16 protein-coding genes and 2 pseudogenes are annotated in these 22,462 nt (G+C 67.9%); 11 read left to right on the top strand and 7 right to left on the bottom strand.

All coding sequences use genetic code 11. The annotated features are described in order from the left end of the window. Positions 1-20 precede the first annotated feature (20 nt). Entirely contained in the window at positions 21-1,412 is a 1,392-nt protein-coding gene (gene cysS / locus GOAMI_RS06640) for a cysteine--tRNA ligase (protein WP_006435662.1), read from the top strand. Continuing rightward, positions 1,412-2,362, top strand: coding sequence for a 23S rRNA (guanosine(2251)-2'-O)-methyltransferase RlmB (rlmB, locus tag GOAMI_RS06635; RefSeq protein WP_006435661.1), 951 nt, complete (start codon positions 1,412-1,414; stop codon positions 2,360-2,362). Before cysS ends, rlmB begins: the two co-directional genes overlap by 1 nt. A 13-nt stretch (positions 2,363-2,375) precedes the next feature. Here rlmB and GOAMI_RS06630 read toward each other — a convergent pair whose 3' ends face one another. Beyond that, entirely contained in the window at positions 2,376-3,170 is a 795-nt protein-coding gene (locus GOAMI_RS06630; RefSeq protein ID WP_006435660.1) for a LamB/YcsF family protein, read from the bottom strand. A gap of 64 nt (positions 3,171-3,234) precedes the next feature. Here GOAMI_RS06630 and GOAMI_RS06625 point away from each other — a divergent pair, with 64 nt between their 5' ends. Further along, positions 3,235-4,788, top strand: coding sequence for a carboxylesterase/lipase family protein (locus tag GOAMI_RS06625; protein ID WP_006435659.1), 1,554 nt, complete (start codon positions 3,235-3,237; stop codon positions 4,786-4,788). A 16-nt stretch (positions 4,789-4,804) separates the two neighbouring features. On the opposite strand, the gene GOAMI_RS06620 is transcribed toward GOAMI_RS06625, so the two are convergent. Beyond that, entirely contained in the window at positions 4,805-5,608 is an 804-nt protein-coding gene (locus GOAMI_RS06620; protein ID WP_006435658.1) for an alpha/beta fold hydrolase, read from the bottom strand. Between the two features lie 249 nt (positions 5,609-5,857). Between GOAMI_RS06620 and GOAMI_RS06615 the strand changes: the two genes are divergently transcribed. The 4 genes and pseudogenes from GOAMI_RS06615 to GOAMI_RS06600 all read left to right on the top strand — a co-directional run bounded on the left by GOAMI_RS06615 (position 5,858) and on the right by GOAMI_RS06600 (position 12,557). After that, positions 5,858-7,768, top strand: coding sequence for a hypothetical protein (locus GOAMI_RS06615; RefSeq protein ID WP_040004631.1), 1,911 nt, complete (start codon positions 5,858-5,860; stop codon positions 7,766-7,768). Positions 7,769-7,774: 6 nt separating this feature from the next. Continuing rightward, positions 7,775-9,325, top strand: a complete 1,551-nt coding sequence (locus GOAMI_RS06610; protein WP_006435656.1) for a hypothetical protein — start codon at positions 7,775-7,777, stop codon at positions 9,323-9,325. Next, positions 9,322-10,902 (top strand): annotated as a pseudogene (locus GOAMI_RS06605) (glycosyltransferase). Before GOAMI_RS06610 ends, GOAMI_RS06605 begins: the two are co-directional and overlap by 4 nt. Beyond that, on the top strand, positions 10,899-12,557 hold the full coding sequence (locus tag GOAMI_RS06600; RefSeq protein WP_006435653.1) for a glycosyltransferase family protein: 1,659 nt from the start codon (positions 10,899-10,901) through the stop codon (positions 12,555-12,557). The pseudogene GOAMI_RS06605 and the gene GOAMI_RS06600 overlap by 4 nt, the downstream one beginning before the upstream one ends. Positions 12,558-12,563: 6 nt before the next feature. On the opposite strand, the gene GOAMI_RS06595 is transcribed toward GOAMI_RS06600, so the two are convergent. Next, complete coding sequence (locus GOAMI_RS06595; protein WP_006435652.1) at positions 12,564-13,655, bottom strand: hypothetical protein; 1,092 nt, start codon at positions 13,653-13,655, stop codon at positions 12,564-12,566. A gap of 72 nt (positions 13,656-13,727) precedes the next feature. Here GOAMI_RS06595 and GOAMI_RS06590 point away from each other — a divergent pair, with 72 nt between their 5' ends. Beyond that, complete coding sequence (locus GOAMI_RS06590) at positions 13,728-14,270, top strand: DUF2599 domain-containing protein (RefSeq protein WP_006435651.1); 543 nt, start codon at positions 13,728-13,730, stop codon at positions 14,268-14,270. Positions 14,271-14,298: 28 nt separating this feature from the next. Here GOAMI_RS06590 and GOAMI_RS06585 read toward each other — a convergent pair whose 3' ends face one another. Genes GOAMI_RS06585 through GOAMI_RS06575 form a run of 3 tightly spaced genes read right to left on the bottom strand, consistent with a single transcriptional unit; the run spans position 14,299 to position 16,918 of the window. After that, on the bottom strand, positions 14,299-15,168 hold the full coding sequence (locus tag GOAMI_RS06585) for a metal ABC transporter permease (protein WP_006435650.1): 870 nt from the start codon (positions 15,166-15,168) through the stop codon (positions 14,299-14,301). Then, positions 15,165-15,968: a metal ABC transporter ATP-binding protein gene (locus GOAMI_RS06580; protein WP_006435649.1), complete on the bottom strand. Its 804-nt coding sequence runs from the start codon at positions 15,966-15,968 to the stop codon at positions 15,165-15,167. The genes GOAMI_RS06585 and GOAMI_RS06580 overlap by 4 nt, the downstream gene beginning before the upstream one ends. Positions 15,969-15,973: 5 nt before the next feature. Continuing rightward, positions 15,974-16,918 carry a metal ABC transporter solute-binding protein, Zn/Mn family gene (locus GOAMI_RS06575; RefSeq protein WP_006435648.1) on the bottom strand — a complete coding sequence of 315 codons (945 nt, stop codon included), beginning with the start codon at positions 16,916-16,918 and terminating at the stop codon, positions 15,974-15,976. Between the two features lie 149 nt (positions 16,919-17,067). Between GOAMI_RS06575 and mshA the strand changes: the two genes are divergently transcribed. Next, positions 17,068-18,435 (top strand): D-inositol-3-phosphate glycosyltransferase, encoded by a 1,368-nt coding sequence (gene mshA / locus GOAMI_RS06570; protein ID WP_006435647.1) that lies wholly within the window; start codon positions 17,068-17,070, stop codon positions 18,433-18,435. A gap of 40 nt (positions 18,436-18,475) precedes the next feature. Next, positions 18,476-19,084, top strand: coding sequence for a type III secretion system chaperone family protein (locus tag GOAMI_RS06565; RefSeq protein WP_006435646.1), 609 nt, complete (start codon positions 18,476-18,478; stop codon positions 19,082-19,084). 157 nt (positions 19,085-19,241) lie between these two features. Here the strand turns inward: GOAMI_RS06565 and GOAMI_RS06560 are convergent. Then, positions 19,242-20,481 (bottom strand): annotated as a pseudogene (locus GOAMI_RS06560) (HNH endonuclease). A 413-nt stretch (positions 20,482-20,894) separates the two neighbouring features. Between GOAMI_RS06560 and GOAMI_RS06555 the strand changes: the two are divergent. Beyond that, on the top strand, positions 20,895-22,462 hold a 1,568-nt coding region (locus GOAMI_RS06555; protein ID WP_006435642.1), incomplete at its 3' end, for an AMP-binding protein.

Raw genomic sequence — 22,462 nt, 5'->3', positions numbered from 1 at the left:
GTCCGGTAGGATGGCCGGTCGTGACCCTGCGCCTTTATGACACCAGCTCCCGAGAGGTGCGCGACTTCGTGCCGCTGCGCCCAGGCCAGGCATCGGTGTACCTGTGCGGCGCGACGGTGCAGGGTGTTCCCCATATCGGCCACGTCCGCAGCGGTATCGCCTTCGACATCCTGCGCCGCTGGTTGAGCCACCAGGGCCTCGACGTGCTGTTCGTCCGCAACGTCACCGACATCGACGACAAGATCCTCCGCAAGGCCGCCGACGCGGGCCGTCCCTGGTGGGAGTGGGCCGCCACGCACGAGCGCGCCTTCGACGACGCCTACCGCGCGCTCGGCGTCCTGCCGCCGTCGGCAGAACCGCGGGCGACCGGGTTCGTGACCCAGATGGTCGAGTACATGCAGCGCCTGATCGAGCGTGGCCACGCCTACGTCGCCGACGGCAACGTCTACTTCGACGTCCGGAGCCTCCCCGACTACGGTGCACTGTCCGGGCACAAGCTCGACGACGTGCACCAGGGCGAGAGCGCGGGCACCGGCAAGCGCGATCACCGCGACTTCACGCTGTGGAAGGCGGCCAAGCCCGATGAGCCGTCGTGGCCGACCCCCTGGGGTCCCGGACGCCCCGGCTGGCATCTGGAGTGCTCGGCGATGGCCACCAGCCTGCTGGGGGCAGAGTTCGACATCCACTGCGGCGGAATGGATCTGGTGTTCCCGCACCACGAGAACGAGATCGCCCAGGCGCACGGCGCCGGAGACCCGTTCGCGCGGTACTGGCTGCACAACGGCTGGGTCACCATGGGTGGCGAGAAGATGAGCAAGTCGCTGGGCAACGTGGTGTCGATCCCCGCGATGCTGCAGCGCGTCCGTGCCGTCGAACTGCGGTACTACCTCGGCAGTGCGCACTACCGGTCGATGCTGGAGTACTCGCCGGGTGCGCTCACCGAGGCGGCCGCCGGTTACCGGCGGGTGGAGTCCTTCGTCGAACGTGTCGCCGCCCGCGTGGGCGATGTGGCCGTCGGCGACATCGACCCCGATTTCGGTGACGCGCTCGACGACGATCTCGGCGTCCCGGCGGCTCTCGCGGTCGTGCACAACGTCGTCCGTCAGGGCAACACCGCACTCGAATCGGGTGACGGGGCGGCCGCGCTGGCCGCCGCATCGTCGGTGCGGGGCATGATGGGGATCCTCGGCGTCGACCCGCTCGACGATCAGTGGGCCGGTGCGGCCGACGACTCGGCCGCCACCTCTGCACTGGACGTGCTGGTGCGCGCCGAACTGCAACGGCGCGCCGACGCGCGTTCCGCCAAGGACTGGGCGACCGCGGATGCGGTCCGGGATCGTCTGGCCGAGGCCGGCATCGAGGTGACCGACACCCCTGATGGTGCACAGTGGGCATTGAAGGGTGAGGCGTGATGGCAGGAAATTCCAAGCGTAAGGGTGCGATCCGCAAGTCGGGCACCAAGAAGGGGCAGGTCGTCGGGTCCGGCGGCCAGCGGCGACGCGGTCTCGAGGCCCGGGGCGCCACCCCGAAGGCGGTCGACCGCCCGTACCACCCCGCTCACAAGCGGGCGAAGGCCGCGGCGAAGTCGGGCACCGGCCGGGGCGGCGTGCGCGGGAAGGACGAGGGTCCCGAGTACGTGCTCGGCCGCAACCCCGTCGTCGAGTGCCTGCGTGCGGGCGTGCCCGCGACGGCGCTCTACATCGCCACCAACTCCGAACCAGACGAGCGTGTCGCCGAGGCGGTCAAGATCGCCGGCGATCAGGCGATCTCCATCCTCGAGGTCGGCAAGCCGGAGCTGGACCGGTTGTCCACCAACGGAATGCATCAGGGCATCGCCCTGCAGGTGCCGGAGTACGAGTACACCCATCCGGACGATCTGATGGCCGACGCCAAGGCCAGCGGCACCCCGCCGCTGCTGGTGGCGCTCGACAACATCACCGACCCGCGCAACCTGGGTGCGGTGATCCGCTCGGTGGCCGCCTTCGGCGGGCACGGCGTGGTGATCCCGGCGCGACGCAGCGCGAGCGTGACCGCGGTGGCCTGGCGGACCAGCGCCGGTGCCGCCGCACGACTCCCGGTCGCGCGTGCCACCAACCTCACCCGGACGCTCAAGGACTGGGCCGACTCCGGGGCCCAGCTCGTGGGTCTGGACGCCGGCGGCGACGTGACCCTCGACGACTACGACGGCACCGGTCCGACGGTGATCGTCGTGGGATCGGAGGGCAAGGGCCTGTCGCGCCTCGTGCGCGAGAGCTGCGACTCGATCCTGTCGATCCCCATGGCCGGGGAGGTCGAGAGCCTCAACGCGTCGGTCGCGGCGGGCGTCGTGCTCGCCGAATTCGCACGCCAGCGCCGGCGGTAGTCCGCGCGCCGGTTCACGACCGGGTGAGACCGATCTCGACACCGGCCTGCGCGAGTGCTTCGCGAACCGCACGGGCGTGGCCGACCGCGCCCTGGGTGTCGCCGTGCAGACAGATCGAATCGGCGTCGACCGCGACCACCGTGCCGTCGATCGCCGTCAGGCGTCCGGTGGTGGTCATCTCGACGACCCGCCGTGCGATCTCCGCGCTGTCGGAGAGGACGGCCCCACGCTCGGTGCGCGGAACGAGTGTCCCCGTGGGGGTGTAGGCGCGGTCGGCGAAGGCCTCGGTGATGACCCGCAGCCCGGCGCGTTCGGCACGGGCCAGAATCTCCGAGTTCGGTAGCCCCATCATCGCCAGACCCGGGTTCACGTCGCGCACCGCAGCGACCACCGCGTCGGCCTGTTGCTCGTGGTGGACGACCGTGTTGTACAGCGCGCCATGGGGTTTCACGTAGGTCACCGACCCGCCGACGGATCGGGCGAGGGCGTCGAGCGCGCCGATCTGATAGACGAGATCGGCGATCAGGTCCGGCGTCGACATCTCCATGAACCGGCGGCCGAAGCCGGCGCGGTCGGGATAGGAGACCTGCGCGCCGATGCGGACACCGGCGGCCACGGCCGCCCGGCACGTCGCCAGCAGGTCTGCGGGAGTTCCCGCGTGGAAACCGCACGCGATGTTGGCGCTGGTCACGATGGTCAGCATCGTCTCGTCGTCGCCGACTCCCTCGCCGAGGTCGGCGTTGAGATCGATGCGAGCGCGTGCCGGTTCGACGGTGGCCTTGTCGGAGCGGGCCTTGTCGGCGGTCATGGGCAACATTCTAGATCTGCGCCGGTTGAGCAGACGTAACAGGCGATTCGTCTACGGTGGGGGTATGGCACTGCTCGACACCAAGGTCACCACGGTCAACGGCGTCGTCGGTGGCGCACGGGGAAGGCGGCTGCGCCGCGGCACGATCAGCTGGCGAGGCATTCCGTTCGCCGCGCCCCCGGTGGCCCACCGCCGGTTTTGCGCACCCGAACCGGCCCACGACTGGCCCGGCGTGCGTGACTGCACCAAACTCGCCAAGGCCGCCATCCAGGAGAAGCGGTTCACCGCCGTCGCGCCGGGGAAGTTCGCGCCGATGGCCGAGGACTGCCTCACGCTCAACGTCTTCTCACCCGACGTCGCGTCGTCGAGGCCGCGGCCGGTGATGGTCTTCATCCACGGCGGCGCCTTCATCCTCGGCACCGCCGCGACCCCGCTCTACGACGGCGCCTTCCTGGCCCGTGCCCAGGACGTCGTCGTCGTGACGATCCAATACCGTTTCGGTCCCTTCGGTTTCCTCGATCTCTCGCAGTTCGCCACGGACGACCGGCCGTTCGACACCAACGCGGGTCTGCGCGACCAGATCGCCGCGCTGCGATGGGTGCAGGACAACATCGCCGCGTTCGGCGGTGACCCCGACAACGTGACCGTCTTCGGCGAGAGCGCCGGTGGGTCGTCGGTGCTCGCCCTGCTGTCCGCTCCGGAGGCCACCGGCCTGTTCCATCACGCCATCGCGCAGAGTCCCGCCCCGGAACTCGTGGTCGAGCAGGACGCCGCGACCGTCTACGCCGACGAGTTCGTCCGGATCCTCCGCGATCCGCAACGTCGGAACACCTCGATGGAGCGGACCGAGGACCCCCTCGACCCGGCCGAGGCGCAACGCCTTCTCACCACCCCCAATCCCGCATTGCTGCTCGAAGCGGGCAATCGTCTCATGCGGTTCGCGACCAAGTCCTCGGGCGGGTCCATCCCGTTCGCGCCCGTCGTCGACGGTGATCTGCTGCCGCGCTCGCCGCTCGCTGCGGCCGCCGACGGCCTGACGCTGCCGGTGCCGCTGGTGATCGGCAGCAACAAGGACGAGGGGAGACTCTTCGCGAAACTCTGGAACGTCCTGCCCGATTCCGAACGCATGCTGATGCGGGTGAAGGACGAGGAGGTCCGCCGCGAGATCGCCGCCCACTACTCCAACGGCGACCGCGATCGGATCCGCCTGGCCGGTGACTCGATCTTCTGGGCGCCGATGAGTGCCTTCGCCGACGGGCACAGCAAGGTCGCGCCGACCTACATGTACCGCTATGACTATCGGACCAAGGTCCTGGACGCGACGGGCTTCGGCGCGACCCACGCGACGGAACTGTTCACCGTGTTCGGTGCCTACCGCGCGCCGATGGGCGCGGGACTCGCGATCGCGGACTGGCCGGGCACGCGTCGTGTCACCGACAGCGTGCAGGGCCGCTGGGCTGCTTTCGCCCGCACCGGCGACCCCGGTCTCGGCTGGCCGGCCTACACGACCGCCGAGCGGAAGGTCCTGGTCATCAACGACCCGGACCGCGTCGTCACCGATCCCGACACCCTGCGGCGCCAGGCCTGGAACCGGGTGCACGCACCATCGCAGGCCTGACCGCCGACGCGACCGGTCACTCCGTTAGCCACTCGGTGGGCGGATCGGCCGCGAGGAACGACAGCACCAGTGGGTTGAACGTTTCGGGTGCCTCCACCGGGAGGATGTGGGTCCCCGGCAGCACCGCGAGCCGAGCGTGCGGCAGCGTTCGGACGATCTCCAGCGCGTGCTCCATGCGTACCAGCCCACGATCGGCGACCACCAGCAGCACCGATGCCGGTACGTCGGCGAAATCGGCCACCGCATAGTCGGGTTCGGAGGCGAGCATCCGGATCGTCTTGTCGTAGACGACGGTGAAGTGCTCGGGACCATCGGGGGATATCTCGTCGTGGTGGGTACGCAGGTACTCGACAGTCACCGGATTGCGGTCCATCACCAGTTGGACGAATCGGTCGATCCGGCGACCACCGGGATTGAGGTAACCGCCGACGGCCACCACGCGGTTCACCAGATCGGGACGGTCCCGCGCGATGACGAGTGCGACGGCCGCACTGTCGCCCCAGCCGACGAGATTCGCCGGACGTCCGACGACCGTTTCGAGATAGGCGATCGTGCGTGCGGCGATGGACGCACAGGTGAAATCGCTGTCGGTGTCGGGACTGTGCCCGTGACCGGGCCGTTCGGGCATGAACAGCAACAGCCCGGCATCGAGGAAATCGGGGACCTGCGCGCCCCAGGACGCCGCCGAGGCGAAGATGCCGTGCAGGAGCACGGTTGGGGCGCCCTGAGGGTTGCCTTCGATGAAGTGCCACAGCGTCGTCCCGGCGACATCCACATACACGCCGCCGTCGATCTCGTCGCCGACGTGAACTGGGCGCATGCTGGTCCTCGGGTCGGGTGTTCTCGGGTGTTCTCGGGTGCTCTGAGGCCATCGTCGCAGACATCGGTGCGGCCCCGTGGAACGTTCGCGACTCGCAACGACATCGGTGCTCAGATCGGGCGAAAAGGTATCGAAACGGACTCCCTGCGTTAGCTTCTGTACTCAGGGGTGGTGTGATGTGAGTGGTTGGGGTCACGTGAGGAGAAGCGAGAGTTGCACGTGTCCTGCGTAAGTCGCTGGAAACATGCGGTGGGCGTCGGGTTGGCGGGCCTGCTGACCGCGGGTAGCGCCTCGGTGGGGGTCCTCTCTGCGCCACCCGCGGCCGCCGCGTCCGGTGACCCGCCACCGCCGTTGAGTCTTCGATATCTCGGCTCGTCGTCGACGATCGCTTTTCCAGGACAACAGGGAGAGGTCAGCCTCTCGCTCGCCGTGCCGCCGAACCTCACCCCCACCGAGATCCGCGGGACCGCCCAGTTCCCGTCGTTCGTCACCTGTGGGAATGTCGATGTGCTGCAAGGTGATCGACTCATCTCGCGGACGCCGATCGACCCGGCGGTGAATTCGCCGATCGCCCTGCCCCTTCGAGGCGTGCGCCTCGACCGGAATTCCGCCGACATCGTCCTGCGCACCTACCTGCGCACGGCCGGTTCCTGTGACTTCGACGCCGACAACCGATTCCGGATCGTCAACGCGGTCGTGGCCTACGGCGGACGCGAGGCGACACCGGCGAGAGTCGCCGGATTCCTGCCCCCGATCCTGCGCGCCCTGACCATCTACGTCCCCGAGGATGTGAAACCCGCGGAAGGTGCCGCGGCCGTGCAACTCGCGACCGCGGTGGTCGCGAACTACGGTTCGGCGGCCGTCGACATCCGGACCGCGTCGCTGCCCCGGAACGAGACCAGGCCGGCCGCTGCCGTCGGCCCGCTCGAACGGCAGGTCGTCATCAGTACCGATGCGCCGGCCGGCCTGAGCCTCGGACCGGGAGCAGGATGGCCGGTGTTGCGAATCGGCGGCAACCCCGAGGAGCTGGCGACGCAGGTGCAGTTCCTCACCTCGGAGCTGTCGAGCATCGCGATCAGTTCGGCCGCCGTGGCCGGAGCACCGTTTGCCGCACCGCAACTCGCGCCGGCGGTCAACACACTGGCCGACCTGGGTGTCAGCGATCAACTGGTCACCGCCGCCGCGGGATGGCCGTCGATCTCCTTCGGGATCGACCAGGCGAGACTGGGACGACCTTCCGAGGACGTCCGAGTCCAGTTGTCGGGCACCTACACCCCGCTCGGCGGTCAGATCGCGGTGACCGTCGGGCCGCGGGTGATCGCCTCCGTGCCGGCGGACCCGTCCGGCAGGTACAACACGTGGGTCGACATCCCGCCGGATCTCCTGGCGCGGTTCACCGAGGTCACGGTGACCTACAACCATCCCGACGTCGGCGAAGGATGCGGAACCGGGACGCGGGCATCGCTGAGTCTCTCCTCGACCGGTGAGGTCAGATCCGAGGTCGCCGACCCGCCGCAGCCGTCCGGTTTCGCATCACTTCCGCAGGCCCTCATGCCCCGTACGGCGCTGGCCTGGACCGACGGCGGGGTCGACGACGTCCGCCGCGCGGTCGCGCTGATGACCGGACTGCAGCGACTGTCGGCGGTCCGGCTCGGCGTCGACGTCATGCCGGTCGCCGACGCGATGTCCACGAACGGGCCGGTCGTGATCGTTGCCGCCGACGGACGGGACGTACCCGAACTCCCGCTGCCCATCGAGGCAGACGGGGGCACACTCTCCGTGCTCGGAGCCGACGGGCAGCGTTCCGACGTCGTCCTCGCCCCGGCCGCACGCTTCGGATCGCTGCAGGTGGCGCGGGAGGACGGGCGGACGGTCCTGCTGGCGACGTCCACGGGGACCGCCGCGGACCTCGATGCCGTACTGGCCTGGCTGGACGCCGACCCCGACCGCTGGCCGTCACTCGGCGGCGACGCCGTCCTGCAGGTGGCCGGCCAGCAGCCGGTCGTCGTGGTCGCCGACGAGGTGGCACCGGATCCGTCCGAGTCGTCGAGCGGGACCTCGTGGGTCACCGTCACCGTCGTCGCGGCGGGCGTCGTGGTGGCGACGGCACTGGCGACTTTCCTGCTGCGGCGCCGGCGGCGGACCTCCTCCGGGGGCTGAGCGCGCATGGCCCTGACCGCCTCACAGGTCGTCGCCATGGCGACACTCTCCTGTCCCGAGACGCCGCTGTTCGGCGATCACCCATGGCGGGTCATCGCGTTCCGGTGGGTGCTGCTGGTGACGTGCACGGTGCTCGGCTTCTGGAACACCATCGCGGCGGTGATCGACGAACTGCGGGCCCAGACACTCATCCTGTACGTGCCCGTGCCCGTGCCCGTGCCCGTGCTCGTGGTCCTGAGCCTGATCGCCGTCGTCGGGGTCTCGTGGCGCGACTTCGACGAGCCACCCATCCACGACCGGCAGACCGACGTGATCGTCGGAATCGTGGTGATCGTCCTGGCGGTGGCCGGCAAGCTTCTCGTCACGCCGCGCTACGGCCGGGCCTATCTGACGTCGCACATGGATCTGCTGGCGCTGTGGATGTTCGTGCTCGGAGCGTCGATCCTGCTGTTCGGTCTGCGGCCGGTCTCCCGCTACAAGTGGGCCTGGCTGGTGTTCCTGCTCATCTTCCCCATCCCGGTGCGGGGGTTGGTGCTGGCGCTTGGCGGCACCTCGATGGCCGCCGGATTCGCCCTCGTGCTGATGGCCGTCGCCGCCACGGTCGTCGCGGTGGGACGTACCTGGCGGCGCAAGGCGGTCGCGGCGCTCATCGCCGGTGCGGTGGGCCTTCTCGCACTGCTGGTGCTCAACGCCCTCGAGGCGCCGCGCAATGTGCTCGTCCCCGGACCGGCTCTGATCGCGGCCGTCGCGACCTCCGGGATCATGCTGGTCAGTTACCGGCGACGCGGCGGGCGGAGATGGTCACCGCCGGTGCGAGGGGAGGTCAAGGATCCGACGGTCGGCTTCGTCGGGCGGCCCGTGCTGGTGGTGGTCCTCGCGGCCATCCTGCTGGCATTCATCCCCACCCCGCCGGTGGGCAGTACCTGGCAGAGCAACACATACCCGCAGCTCGAGATCGGCGGGCAGCTCAACATCCCACCGGGCTGGCGTCAGGAATCGGTTCGCGTCTACGGCTGGGTGTCCCGCCTGTACGGTCCCGGTGCGGTCCTCACCCGCCAGGTGCTCGTCCAGAGCCGGGGGACACGGGCATTCGACAAATTCGCCCGACCCCGCCGCGTCGTCGTCGACAGCGTCGACAGCCGGCGACCGCTCGCGCTCGAGGTGTATCCCGACATCTTCCGCTACGACCTGTCCGACGAACGCTCGAACGAACCCGTCGACGTGGCGTTGCCGTTCGGGGTTCGCGGAAAAATGTGCAGCGTGGTCGACGATGCGAGATACCTGACGTACACGGTGGTCTCGTGGTGGTGGAACAACGGGCGCCGCACGCAACAGGTGATGATCTGGGCCGTCGACGATCACGAGCCGGCGGCGTACTTCCCGGAACCGCGGATCACCCTCCTGGAAAACCTCACCTCGCTCATGACGATCCTGTTGCGCGGCAACGCGGTTCTCCTCGACACCGACCCGCAGTACAAGGATCGCGATCTCCTGGTGGGGCTCGCCGGCGGGCTGGTGCGGTCACAACTCGTCGAGGTCGCGAGGGCCGAGCCGTGACCATCGACGAACGCGACGCCGACGCGCCGGGGGGTGGCGCGCAGCACGCGGCCCCGGCGGCCGGTCGCCGAACTGCTCGCCGACGAGGACTACCGTGCGGAAGCGCTCCGCGACGCCGTCGACCGGTTGCGCGAGGCCGATGCGGACATGTCGGCATCGGTGGCGTTCAACCGGATTCAGAAGATCATCGGGTTCACGCTGCTCGGCGTCATCGCCGTGCTGATGGTCTTCTTCCCGGTGGGCACCTGCGCGGCGCTGGTGTCGACGGCGACCGTCGCCTACGTCGTCACTCTCGCCGATCGGCTGGTGATCTTCCGGCGGGGACCGGTGAACGGGGCAATCCGGGTCAGCGACGAGCAGGCCCGGTCGATCCCCGACGAGGAACTTCCCCGCTACACGGTCCTCGTCCCCGCATACGGTGAGCCCGAAGTGGTCGGCGACCTCGTCGCCGCCATGGAGACCATCGAGTACCCCCGCGAGAAGCTCCAGGTCCTCCTGCTGCTCGAGGAGGACGACGAGCCGACGATCGAAGCCGCACGCGGGGTCGAGGCGAATGGCCTTGTCACCGTGGTCCTCACACCGCCGGCACAACCGCGAACCAAACCCAAGGCGTGCAATTTCGGCATGCACTTCGCGACCGGTGACATCGTCACCATCTTCGACGCCGAGGACAAACCCGATCCCCTGCAACTGCGTCGTGCGGTCTACGTGCTGAACAACTCCGACGACGAGTCGGTCGTGTGCGTCCAGGGCAAGCTCAGCTTCCACAACGTCCGCGACAACATGCTCACCGAGTGGTTCACCGCGGACTACGGGATCTGGTTCGGCTTCCTGCTGCCCGGGATGATGGTGAGTCGGGCGCCGATTCCGTTGGGCGGCACGTCGAATCACTTCAAACGCGATGTGCTCGACCGGATCGGGGCGTGGGAGCCCTTCAACGTCACCGAGGACGCCGACCTCGGGTGCGGATCGCCGACCACGGTTACCGCACGGTCGTGCTGGACTCGATCACGCTGGAAGAGGCCAACGTCGACGCCATCAACTGGGTGCGCCAGCGATCCCGTTGGTACAAGGGCTGCATGCAGACCTGGCTCGTGCACATGCGTCACCCGGTCAAGCTGTGGCACATCCTCGGACCCGTTGCGTTCGTCCGCTTCACGCTGCTCATCGCGGGCACGCCGGTGATCGCGTGCGTCAACATGGTGTTCTGGCTGATCCTCGCGCTGTGGATCGCGGGGCAGCCGCTGATCGTCGTCGACCTCTTCCCGGGACCCATCTACTACCTCGCGCTCGTCTCGATGCTGCTGGGCAACGGTGCGGCGATATACATGAACCTGATCGCGATCCGGGAGGACGACCGGAGCGAACTGCTGTTCTCGGCGTTGCTGATCCCGCTGTACTGGCTGATGATGAGCGTCGCGGCCATCAAGGGCATGTGGCAGATCCTGGTCAATCCGTCATACTGGGAGAAGACCTTCCACGGCCTGTCGACCAGCCATCAGGAATCCGCGGCGGACGATCCCGGTGAGCAGGGCGCACACGGCACGAGTGGGGAAGAGCCCGGAGGCGCCACGTGAACCGGCGGCTTCGGGTCGGGGTCCTGATCTTCCTGGCCGCCTGGTTGCCGTATCTGGTCGTCGGGGTGTACCTGGCGACCGAGGTGCATCTCTTCTTCGGTGACGCGTTGTCCAGGGTCCAGTCGGCGCAGAGCGTGTTGTTCAGCCGGACACCGCGTCTGTCGGCCATCGGCTTCGTCTTCACCCCGCTGACCGCGGTGGTGCAACTGCCCCTCGTCGCGTTGAGCCCGTGGTGGCCGGAGATGACCACCCACGCGCTGTCGGCGGTGATCATGTCGTCGATGTTCATGGCCGGTTCGGTCGTCCAGGTCTCGGGTATCGCTCGCGATCGGGGTCTCGATCCGGTTGTCGCCGCGGTCTTCACGATCTGTTACGCAGCGAATCCGATGGTCGTGCTGTACGGCGCCAACGGGATGAGCGAGGCGCCGTACCTGTTCTTTCTCGCCTGGGCGTCGCGCCGCCTGATCCGCTGGGTCTCCACCGATGACGTACACGAGCTTGTCGTCGCGGGAATCGCGCTCGCACTGTCCTACCTCACCCGCTACGACGGCGGGGCGGCCGCGCTGGCCGCCGGATGCGTCGTCGGATGGGTCACCTACCGCCGCCGCGACGGGCGAAAACGTCTGTCGCGAAGCCTCGTCGACATCACCCTCGTCGTCGCCCCGAGCGCGCTGGCCTTCCTCGCCTGGGCGGCGACCGGCTGGCTGATCACCGGGAACGCGTTCGCACAGTTCACCTCCGAGTACGGCAACGCCGCCATCATCGCGCAATCCGGCGGCAGCGGATCGTCGACGACGAGCGAAGCCATCTGGTTCTCCATCACCGAGTTGGCCATTCTCGCGCCGCTGTTGCCGATCCTCGTCGTGGGGCTGATCGGCGTGCGTGCGCGGCGCCACCGGCTGTCACCCCTGTTGCCGGGGCTCGTGATCGTGGCGGTATTGGCCTTCCAGGTCTTCGGCTACGCGCGGGGTTCGACCTTCGGCTTCCTGCGGTTCTACATGACGGTGATCCTCCTGGCCGCCATCGTGGCGTTGATGTCGGTACCGCTGCGCCGGCCGATCCCGATGCGTCGCGCGGGCGCCCACGCGGACCCGGCGCCTGTGCGGCCCTACGCATCGCGGTGGGGGTACACGATCGCGTGCACGGTGGCCATCGTGGTGATGGCGTCGGCGCTGCCCGTGACCGCGATGGGGATGACGTCACCGAAGTACGCCCCGCAGGAGTTCGCGCTGGGATCGGTGGTGAACCCGCAACCGGATTCGGTTCAGCAGAAGTATCTCGATGAACAACGCGTGGTCCGCTCGTTCTCCACCGAACGTGCTCTGGCCGAGTACCTCGACGGGCTTGCCCTACCGGACGGTTCGGTCCTGTGTGACACCGTCTACGGATTCGCGGTGGTCGTGCAGTCCGAGCGGCCGCGACAGTTCGTCATCCCGTCGGACCGGGACTTCGCCCAACGGCTCAACGCTCCCGCGGACCTCGGTGTCAGGTACTTCCTCACCGCTCCGGTCGAGGGTCGAGGTGTGGCCGATGCGATCAACCAGCGTTATCCGACCATGTACGAGAACGGTGCCCAGATCGGGGCGCTCGTCCTCGAGGCGCGCAACGACGGTGCGGACCTGCCGGATTGGCGTGTCTATCAGATCATGAGATGACGACGATCAGCGCGCATGGTCGCGGACGACCTTCCACGCGGGATCGTGTGGGCCGATGTCGTAGGTGCATTCCGAGGTGCGGGGGTCGGGTACATACGACCACAGCAGTGCGCCCGCGGTTCCGGCGTCGCGCTGGCGGGTGATGATGGCGTCGAGCTGCCGCGCCCGGGTGGACAGCGGCAGGCACGATCCGGCTTCGACGCCGATCTCGTTGACCACCAGTGGTTTTCCGAGCTGACGCGACTGGGTGATGCGTGTGGGCAGATTGCTGCCGCGCGGTCCGGAGTGCGTGCCGGAGCTGTAGTCGTGGAAGTCGAGGACATCGATCCCGCTCGACCCGGCGACCTCCGCATAGGCGTCCCCGGCGATTCCGCACTGGTCGCCACCCACCAGTCCGGAGAAGATCGGTCGTGCGTCGTCGAAGGAACGGAGGTGCGCACCGGCCTGATCGAAGAAGCCTCGCAGCACCGCGGTGGCGTCGTCGGGGCACACCCGGTTCCGCCAGTCGCAGGCGGTGCCGCAGCTGCTGGCCTCCGGTTCGCCGACCAGTTCCCAGCCGATGATCGACGGTTCGTCATGCCACCGGGTCACGGCCGTCTGCACCCACTCGGCATAGGTCTGGTGACTTCGCGACTTCTGGGTGCGCCAGCCGTTCACATAGAAGCCACGGTCCTTGAACCGGCCGTCCTCGCAGTCTCCCGATCCGCCCGTGAGCACCGGCAACACCAGCTGCCGATGACGGGAGGCGGCCGCGAAGACCCGGTCGAGCGGTCCGAAATCCATAAGCCCACTGCGCTTGTCGACGACAAAGGACGAATACAGGTTGAAACGGGTGAGCGCGCGCGGCGGCAGTTGCGCGAAATAGTCGTCGAGATCGACCTCCGCGCCACAACCGGTGTTGACCGACCAGTCCGTGCCGAGCTGGTAGGCGTTGAAACCGACGGGCCACCACGGCTTCCCGTCGAGGGTGAGGCCGGTGGGCGTGGCGCGGACTCGGTGGGATTGGGTGGACTCCGGTGGACCGGCCAGCGGGGTGAGGGCGCAGCCGGTCATGCAGATCAGTCCGCCGAGCACGACGACGAGGGCGGCGGCGAGCATCCGCATCGTGCGCCGGTGTCTCACAGCTGCAGGCTACTCGTCGCCTAGGGTGGCGTCATGAGGAGTACGTCGATGGCACAAACGAGGGCGCGGATCTTCGCTTCTGCCTGCGCCGGTGGTGTCGGCGTCGCGATCGTCCTCGGCGGATGTGGTTCGACCGAACCCGCCGGTACCGGTGCCCCGATCAGCGCCACCCCGAGCAGTACGACGCCGGGCAGTGTCACGCCCAGCGGTGTCACGGCGGGGGCGGCCACGACGACCCACGGGGCGAGCGACTCGCCGACCACTCCGACGGTGGTCTACCGGGCACCCTTCATCGAACGCGTCGAATGGACCGACACCGAGGTCGGTCCCAGCCTCTCGGTGTTCCCGACCACTTCCGGGCGGTACACGCAGGACCCCACGGCCATGGCCGCGGCGTGGCGGGAGGTCGTCGGACTCGACGCCGGCGCCGACACCCCCGGCATGCAGGCGCAGTTCGAGTGCCACTGGCGCTTCGCGCGGATCGTCGAACCCGAGAAACCGAGCTGGAACCTCGAACCGGGACGCCCCGTCGTCACCGAAGAGGACATGATCGGCGCCCGCTGCAATCCGGGGTTCGCCGAGGAGTACTGACGCCCAGGAGTACTAGCGCCCAGGAGTACTAGCGCGTGGCGTGCACGCGGCGTGAGCCGATGAAGCGGCACACGACGTAGATCACGAACGAGATGATCGTGACGAACACCGAGACCGGGAGTTTCGGCGCGAGTGACATCAGCAACCCGCCGACCGCGGCGATCTCGGCGAAGACGACCGACAGCACCAGAGCCCGAGCCGGATTCGCGGTCACCCGCGCCGCCGCCGCACCCGGGGTGATCAGCAGCGACATCACCAGCAGCGCGCCGATGATCTGGACACCCTGGGCCGCCGCGAGTCCCATGATGACCGCGAAGACGACGGACAGCGTCCGGACGGGCACGCCATGCGCCTGCGCGACCCGCGGATCGGTGGATGCGAACAGGAGCGGTCGATAGATCACCGCCAGCACCGCGACGACCACGGCGGTGGTGATCGCGATCGCCACGAGACCGTCGATCCCGACGCTGACGACCTGTCCGGTCAGCAGCGCGAAACCGGTACCGATGCGGCCGTAGAGGGCGAGGAACAGGACACCGATTCCGAGGCCGAACGCCATCACGACACCGATCACGGAGTCGCGTTCGCGGGCCTTGTTGCCGAGGAACCCGAATACCGCGGCCGCGATCACCGCACCGATGACACCACCGAGATTGACACTGAAGCCGATCAGCAGAGCGGCCGCCGCACCCGTCACGGACAACTCGCTGCAGCCGTGGACCGCGAACGACATCTGCCGCGCCACGATCAGCGGTCCCAGCAGCCCGCCGAGCAGTCCGAGCAACATCATCGCGAGCAGCGCCTGCTGCATGAAGTCGTAGCCGAGCAGGTTCACGGTTTCGGAGAAGTCCCAGAGGTCGCTGAACCGACGTTCGACGGCCAGCGAGGTCACGCTCATGCGGACTGGCTTCCGGCGTCGGCGATGTCGACGCAGTGGTGTGCGTCCTCGCCGCCGATCACGATGAGTCGACCATTGACCCGGAGCACCTCGACGTCGCTGCCGTACAGCTCGCTGAGCGTCTCGGTGGTCATCACCTCGTCGGGGGTGCCGATGCGGAACCGCCCGCCGACCAGGTAGAGCACACGATCGACGTAGGGGAGGATCGGGTTGATCTCATGCGTGACGAACACGACCGCGGTCCCGGCCTGACGTCGACGCTGGTCGATGAGGTCGACCACGACCTGCTGATTGGTGGGATCCAGGCTCGCCAGCGGCTCGTCGCACAAGAGGAGGGCGGGATCGCTGACGACGGCCTGGGCCACGCGCAGTCGCTGCTGTTCGCCGCCGGAGAGGACGCCGAGCGGTGCGTCGGCGTAGGGGAGCGAATCCACCGCGGCGAGCGCCCGGTCGACGAGTTCGCGCCTGCGCGACCGGCCGCGCAGGCCGAGACCCCACCGGCTGCCGTCGACGCCGAAACCGACCAGGTCCCGGCCGCGGATCGCCATGGGGTCGGCGTCATCGGCGTGTTGCTGCGGGATGTAGCCGATCGCGCCGGTGGTCGCGACGGCGCCGCTGTCGAGAGGGTACTGACGCAGCAGGACACGAAGTAGGGACGTCTTGCCGGAGCCGTTGGGACCGAGCACGGCGACGAACTCACCCGGGCGGATCGTCAGGTCGAGGTCGTCCCAGAGCACGCGGTCGCCGAAGCCGAGTCGCGCACCCGAGAACGTCACCACCGGGTCGGTGCCCACCGTCATCGCGGTCACCTCTTCTCGGTGTCGAGGGCTGCCGCGAGCGCGTCGATCTGTGCGCGCTGCCAGGCGAGGTAGTCGGTGACGCCGTCCGGGAGGGTCTCGGTGAACTCGACAACCGGCACCTTCGAGGATTTCGCGACGTCGAGCATCGCCTGGGTCACCGGGTCGATGGCCTGGACGTTGTAGATCAGGACGGCGACGCCGCGGGATGCGAGGAGATCCTGCATGGCGGCGCGGTCCGCGGCGGACGGCGACTGACCCTCCTCGACGGCCTGGGTGAACCCGGCGGGAGCCGCGTCGACCAGGCCGGCCTCGGTGAGCAGGTAACCCGCGAGCGGCTCCGTCTGGGCGACCTTCGTGCCGTCGTGCGCCTTGCGGATGCCGGCGAGCTCGGTCCGCAGACCGTCGATGCCGGAGGTGAAGGTCTCGGCGTTCGCACGGTAGGTCCCGGCGTTCTCCGGGTCCTGCTCGGACAGCGCATCGGCGATCTTGCCGGCGACCTCCGCGACCACCGGCAGGTCGTAGAAGACGTGCTCGTTCTCGGTGCCGTGGTCGTGACCTGCGTCGCCATGGTCGGTGTGGTCGCCGGCATCGTGCTCGTCGCTGCCGGCGAGTTCGAATGCATCGACGACGGTCGCGTCCGAGGACTTCGCGGCCTGCTCCATGTAGGCGTCGTAGTGACCGCCGTTCATCACGAGGATGTCGGCGTCGGCGACCGTCGCGGTGTCGGCGGCGGACGGCTCGAACTCATGGGGATCGCCATCGGTGCTGGTGTACAGGGCGGTGACGGTGGCCTTGTCGCCGGCGACCGCGGAGGCGACCGAGCCCCAGACGTTGGTCGACGTCACCACGGTCGGGGTGCCGTCTCCGTTCCCGGAGTCGCTCGAGCAACCGGTGAGCACCAGCGCGGCGGCGGACAGAACTCCGGCCGCGGCCAGAAGCGATTTCCTCATGACACCCTTTTTCGCAAATGACAATCGTTACCGAAAACAGTGTAGGGGATCGTCGGGCCGGACGCGAAGCCGCGGGACTGCTCGGGTGAGCGCTGGTGGAAGCGGAGGGCGCGCGTCACCGTCGACGCCATTTCTCTAAGGTGGAGGCCATGACCTCCAGCCCGTTGCCGCGGCGTGTCGCGCTGATCTCCGTGCACACCTCGCCGTTGGCGCAGCCGGGCACCGGTGACGCGGGTGGGATGAACGTCTACGTGTGGCAGACCGCGATCCGGCTGGCGCGGCGCGGTATCGAGGTCGAGATCTTCACCCGGGCGACGTCGTCGTCCGATGCGCACTCGGTCGCGGCCGCTCCGGGCGTGACCGTCCGTAACGTGGTCGCCGGACCGTTCGAGGGCCTCGACAAACGCGACCTCCCCGCTCAGTTGTGTGCCTTCACCACGGGGGTGTTGCGGGCCGAGGCGGCGCAGGCGCCCGGCCACTACGACGTGATCCACTCGCATTACTGGCTGTCGGGACAGGTCGGCTGGCTCGCGCGCGACCGATGGGGTGTGCCGCTGGTGCACACCGCCCACACCCTGGCCGCCGTGAAGAACGCCGCACTGGCCGAGGGCGACACCGCCGAACCGCAGCTGCGGGTCATCGGCGAGCAGCAGGTGGTCGGCGAGGCCGATCGGCTGGTCGCGAACACCGAAACCGAAGCGGTGGAACTTCTCTCGATGTACGACGCCGACGCCGACCGCATCGACGTGGTGACGCCGGGCGCCGACCTCGAGTGCTATACCCCCGGATCGTCGGCGGAAGCCAGATCGATCCTCGGCCTCGACCCCGACGAGACGATCGTGACATTCGTGGGACGAATCCAGCCGCTCAAGGCGCCCGACCTCCTGGTCTCGGCGATCGCGCCCCTGATCAAGGATGCGTCCGCGTCCGGGCGACAGCTGCGGCTCCTGATCGTCGGCGGGCCTTCGGGTTCCGGGCTTCAGCGGCCGACCGCGCTGATGGATCAGGTCGCCGAACTCGGGATCTCCGAGTCCGTCACCTTCCTCCCGCCGCAGCCGTCGGACCGCTTGGTCCAGGTGTACCGCGCGTCAGATGTGGTCGCGGTGCCGAGCCATTCCGAGAGTTTCGGGCTCGTGGCCATCGAGGCGCAGGCCTGTGGGACGCCGGTCATCGCCGCCAACGTGGGAGGTCTTGGCGTCGCCGTCGACGACGGCCGCACCGGCGTGCTGGTCAACGGTCACGCGGTCGGTGACTGGACGAATGCGCTGGAAAAGCTTCTCGCGCAACCCGATCGGCTGGCTGAACTCGGCCGCAACGCCCGTCGGCACGCCGAGAGGTTCTCCTGGGAGCACACGGTTGACCAGCTGATCGAGAGCTACCGCCACGCAATGCACTCCTTCGCCGCCCAGTCGGATGCCGCCCACGCAGAGGCCGAACAGGCGGCGGCGCAAGGCCCGGGTGGGCCCGCACGAGTACGCCGGCGCTGGCGTCGGCGGCGTAACCGGGTGACCGTCTGAACGGTCTCGCCGAACCCCGTTCCCCAGCTGAGAGGATGTCGTGAGTCGCACCGAGGTCGTCGACCTGCTCGAAAAGACACTGACCGAGAACGAGATCGCCTACTCGCGGAAGAGCGGCGGTGGCGCCGACGTCGACCACGTCATCCTGGAACTGCCGGGTGAGCAGAAACTCAAGACGACGGTGCTGCTCACCGCCAGTGAGCACGGGGTCAGGGTCGAGGCCTTCGTGTGTCGCCGGCCGGACGAGAACCACACCGGCGTCTACAGATACCTCCTCAAGCGCAACCGTCGGCTGTACGGCGTCGCCTACACCATCGACAACACCGGGGACATCTACCTGGTCGGCCGGATCTCGGCCGACGCGCTCGGCTCGGATGAACTCGACCGCGTCCTCGGGCAGGTCCTCGAGGCGGCCGACGGTGACTTCAACACCCTGCTCGAACTCGGGTTCCTCACCTCGATCCAGCGCGAATGGGCGTGGCGCGTCTCGCGTGGCGAATCCCTGCGCAACCTCCTGGCTTTCGAGCACCTCATCGACAAGGACGCGCTACCCGAGGCCGGCGCTCCGCTCGAAGGGCGTTATGTCCCAGGCGAATCCGTGGTCGAGGGGGCTCAGACCTCCAGCGACCAGGAGGATTCCGGCGCCTGAGGAATCCTCCTGGCCACCTCGGGTAACCGGATTTCCACTGTGGAGTTGTCAAGGAACGGATGCGGTCCCGGCTGGTGGCCGGGTGCCTCTGCTGGTTGAGTAGGTGAGGAGCTTGCGACGAGCCGTATCGAAACCCGCTGCGCGTGAGTCTGTTTTGTCAGGCGGCGATGTCGTCTAGGCGCATGATGCGGCGGTTGTAGGCGGGTAGCGGTCGGCGCTGAGGGTCGATGTCGGCGGGTGGGATGAGCCAGGGGTGGCGGTCGTAGCCGAGGAGGATGTCCCAGCCGTTGTGGTGGACTTGGGTGTGGCAGCGTTGGCAGAGCAGGCAGCCGTTGTCGAGGTCGGTGTCACCGTCGTCGGTCCAGTGTTGGATGTGATGGACCTGTGTATGGGATGGCGGCGCACCGCATTTGATGCAGGTCTGGTCGCGGATGATGATCGCCTTGCGTAGGTGGGCTGGGAAGAGTCGTCGTTCGCGGCCCATCTGCAGTGGCACGGTCTCGCCGTCGATGATGATCTCGGTGAGGGTCCCGTCGCAGGACAGTTGTTTGGCGATGGCGTGGGTGACCGGTCCGGTCCAGGGTAGGAATGCTGGGTTGCCGCCGTCGGCGGGGATGGTCAACGCCACTTGGGTTCTGGGGGTGCCGATGGTGTCCATCGCCGCACCTGCGGCAGCTTGATCTAACAGCACCTCCAGTGCGTCCGCGCGGATCTGGGCGGCCGAGCGTCGATCGGGCGACCCGTCGGGTTCGGGCTGGGGGAGCTGCGTTCGTCGATCATCGCGATGAACTTCTCGCCCACGAGTTGCGTCACGTTGGCATGGATTTCGACTCGACTGTCATCGGTCGTGTGGTGGGAGAGGGTGTCGAGGGTGCGGTCGTCGCTGGCTGGGATGCCGCCCTGATCGTCAGCGATGGTGTTGCCGATGGTCTGGGCGTGTTTCTGTATTTCGGTGGGTGTGGCGCCGGACAGGGCCTGGGTGAGGAGCTCGGTCTCGTAGATGGCGTGGTCGCCGTCGGAGAGCTGTGTGGGGGAGCGTTTCTTGATGGTCGACATTCCGCGCACCATGGCGTCGACGACCTCGGCGGAGAGACGTCCGTCGGCCGCGCAGGCCTCGACCTTGCCCAATGTGTCCATCGCGTCGGCGATGCGGGTGGTGCGTGTTGATACTGCGGGGGCGAATCCCATCTCGATCAGCAGCTTCTTGGTGGTGGAACCAGCCTTTCTGCAACGCGTAGATCATCGAGTTTTTCTGCATGCGTTGCGATCTGGTGGTCGGCGACGTTGCGTATCAACCGCCAGGTGTCGAGTTGTTCGAGAGTTGTTCGGCCGGTGGGGTCGTCGGTGGGTGGGGTGATCTCGATGAGCTGGTCGAGAAGTGTGGTGAGCTCCGCCATGACTCCAATGTACTCGAACATGCGTTCGATGGCCAGGCTTCTCCACAACCGATTGGTTGGCGAAACCATGCTTGTGTCAGGGTGTTTCGCATTCGTGAAGGATGCTCGCGCCACTGGTGAACACCAGTCGCACGAGGTGCACGAGTCGCGGAATTCCGGGCGAAGTTGGCGCCGTGATGGCGGGGGCAGGCGGCAATGTCGAGAGATCGGCACCGGCCTGACTGTGGAGGCTGTGGTGGCCGGGTGGTTCTCATGGTGCCGTCCGGAACTCTCGGCCGCGCGACTCGTCCCGAAATACTCGACGCCGCGGAGGTGATTCGGGAAGACTGGGCGATGAAAGAGGTCCAGGTCACATCGTATTAACGAGTGTTGATACGATGCGCAGGCGAAACCCACCCACCACTGGAGGTGCCATGAGCTTCACGAGTCCTTTCCCCGACGTCGAGATCCCCGATGTGAGTGTCTTCGACTACCTGTTCGGGTCGATCGCCGACGAGGACCGCGAACGGATTGCCCTGGTGGACCCGAAGTCGGGTACGACGACCACCTACGGTCAGCTCGTCGGGCAGATCGAGGCCGCCGCCGGGGCCCTCGCGTCGCGCGGAATCGGGGTCGGGGACGTGGTGGGCATCCTGTCGCCGAATATTCCGGCGTTCGCGACGGTGTTCCACGGCATCCTGCGGGCCGGCGCGACGGCGACGACGATCAACGCACTGTTCACCGCGCCCGAGATCGCCAAGCAGTTGCGGGATTCGGGTGCGAAGATGCTGGTCACGATATCGCCGATGTTCGAACAGGCCAAGGCGGCCGCCGACGAGGTCGGGCTGCCCGCGGAGAACCTGATCGTCCTCGACGGTGAGGGGCAGGAGGCCTCGGGTCACCCGAACGCGGTGGATCTGCTGGGTGCGAATCTCCCCGCCCCGGATGTCTCCTTCGACCCGAAGACCCATGTCGCGGTGCTGCCGTACAGCTCGGGGACGACCGGAAATCCCAAGGGCGTTGCACTGTCTCACCGCAACCTCGTGGCCAACGTCGCCCAGCTGCGTCCGCTGCAGGGCATGACCGCCGACGACGTGGTGATCGCGGTGTTGCCGTTCTTCCACATCTACGGCATGACGGTGTTGCTCAACGCGGCTCTGGCCGCCCGCGGATCGCTGGTCATCATGCCGCGTTTCGACCTCGTCGAGTTCCTGGAGAACATCCAGAACCACAAGGTGACGATGGCCTACATCGCGCCGCCGGTGGCGGTGGCGCTGGCCAAGCACCCGATCGTCGACAACTACGATCTGTCCTCGCTGCACACGATGATGTCGGGGGCGGCCCCGTTGGATGACGAGCTCGGTCAGGCGGTGGCGAAGCGTCTGGATCTGCACATGTTGCAGGGCTACGGGATGAGCGAGCTCTCCCCGGTGTCCCACACCATCCCGTTCGACACCCAGGCGACGCTGGGGCGTGAGGATCCGCCGTTGTCGTCGACCGGCTGGCCGGTGCCGAACACGGTGAACAAGATCGTCGATCCGGCCACCGGCGAGGACCTCCCGCTGCCGCAGGAAGGGCTCTCGGAACCCGGCGAGCTGTGGGTGAAGGGCCCGAATGTGATGCTCGGTTACCTCAACAACGAGCAGGCCACCGCGGACACGATCGATGCCGAGGGGTTTTTGCACACCGGTGATCTGGCGCAGGTCGATCCGACGGGGTGTGTCTACATCGTCGATCGGCTCAAGGAGCTCATCAAGTACAAGGGTTATCAGGTGCCGCCGGCGGAGTTGGAGGCGTTGTTGTTGACCCATGAGGGGGTCGCCGATGTTGCGGTGATCGGGGTGATCGATGCGGAGTCGGGGGAGGAGATCCCCAAGGCGTTCGTGGTGCGGCAGCCGGATGCGCAGCTCACCGCTGATGAGGTGATGGGGTTCGTGGCGTCGAAGGTGGCTCCGCACAAGAAGGTTCGTGCGGTGGAGTTCATCGAGGCGATCCCGAAGTC

Origin of the sequence: Gordonia amicalis NBRC 100051 = JCM 11271 (genome assembly GCF_000332995.1) — a bacterium.
Taxonomy (GTDB): domain Bacteria; phylum Actinomycetota; class Actinomycetes; order Mycobacteriales; family Mycobacteriaceae; genus Gordonia; species Gordonia amicalis.
Note: the sequence above shows the minus strand (reverse complement) of the source record. Positions and strands in the feature narration are given on the sequence as shown.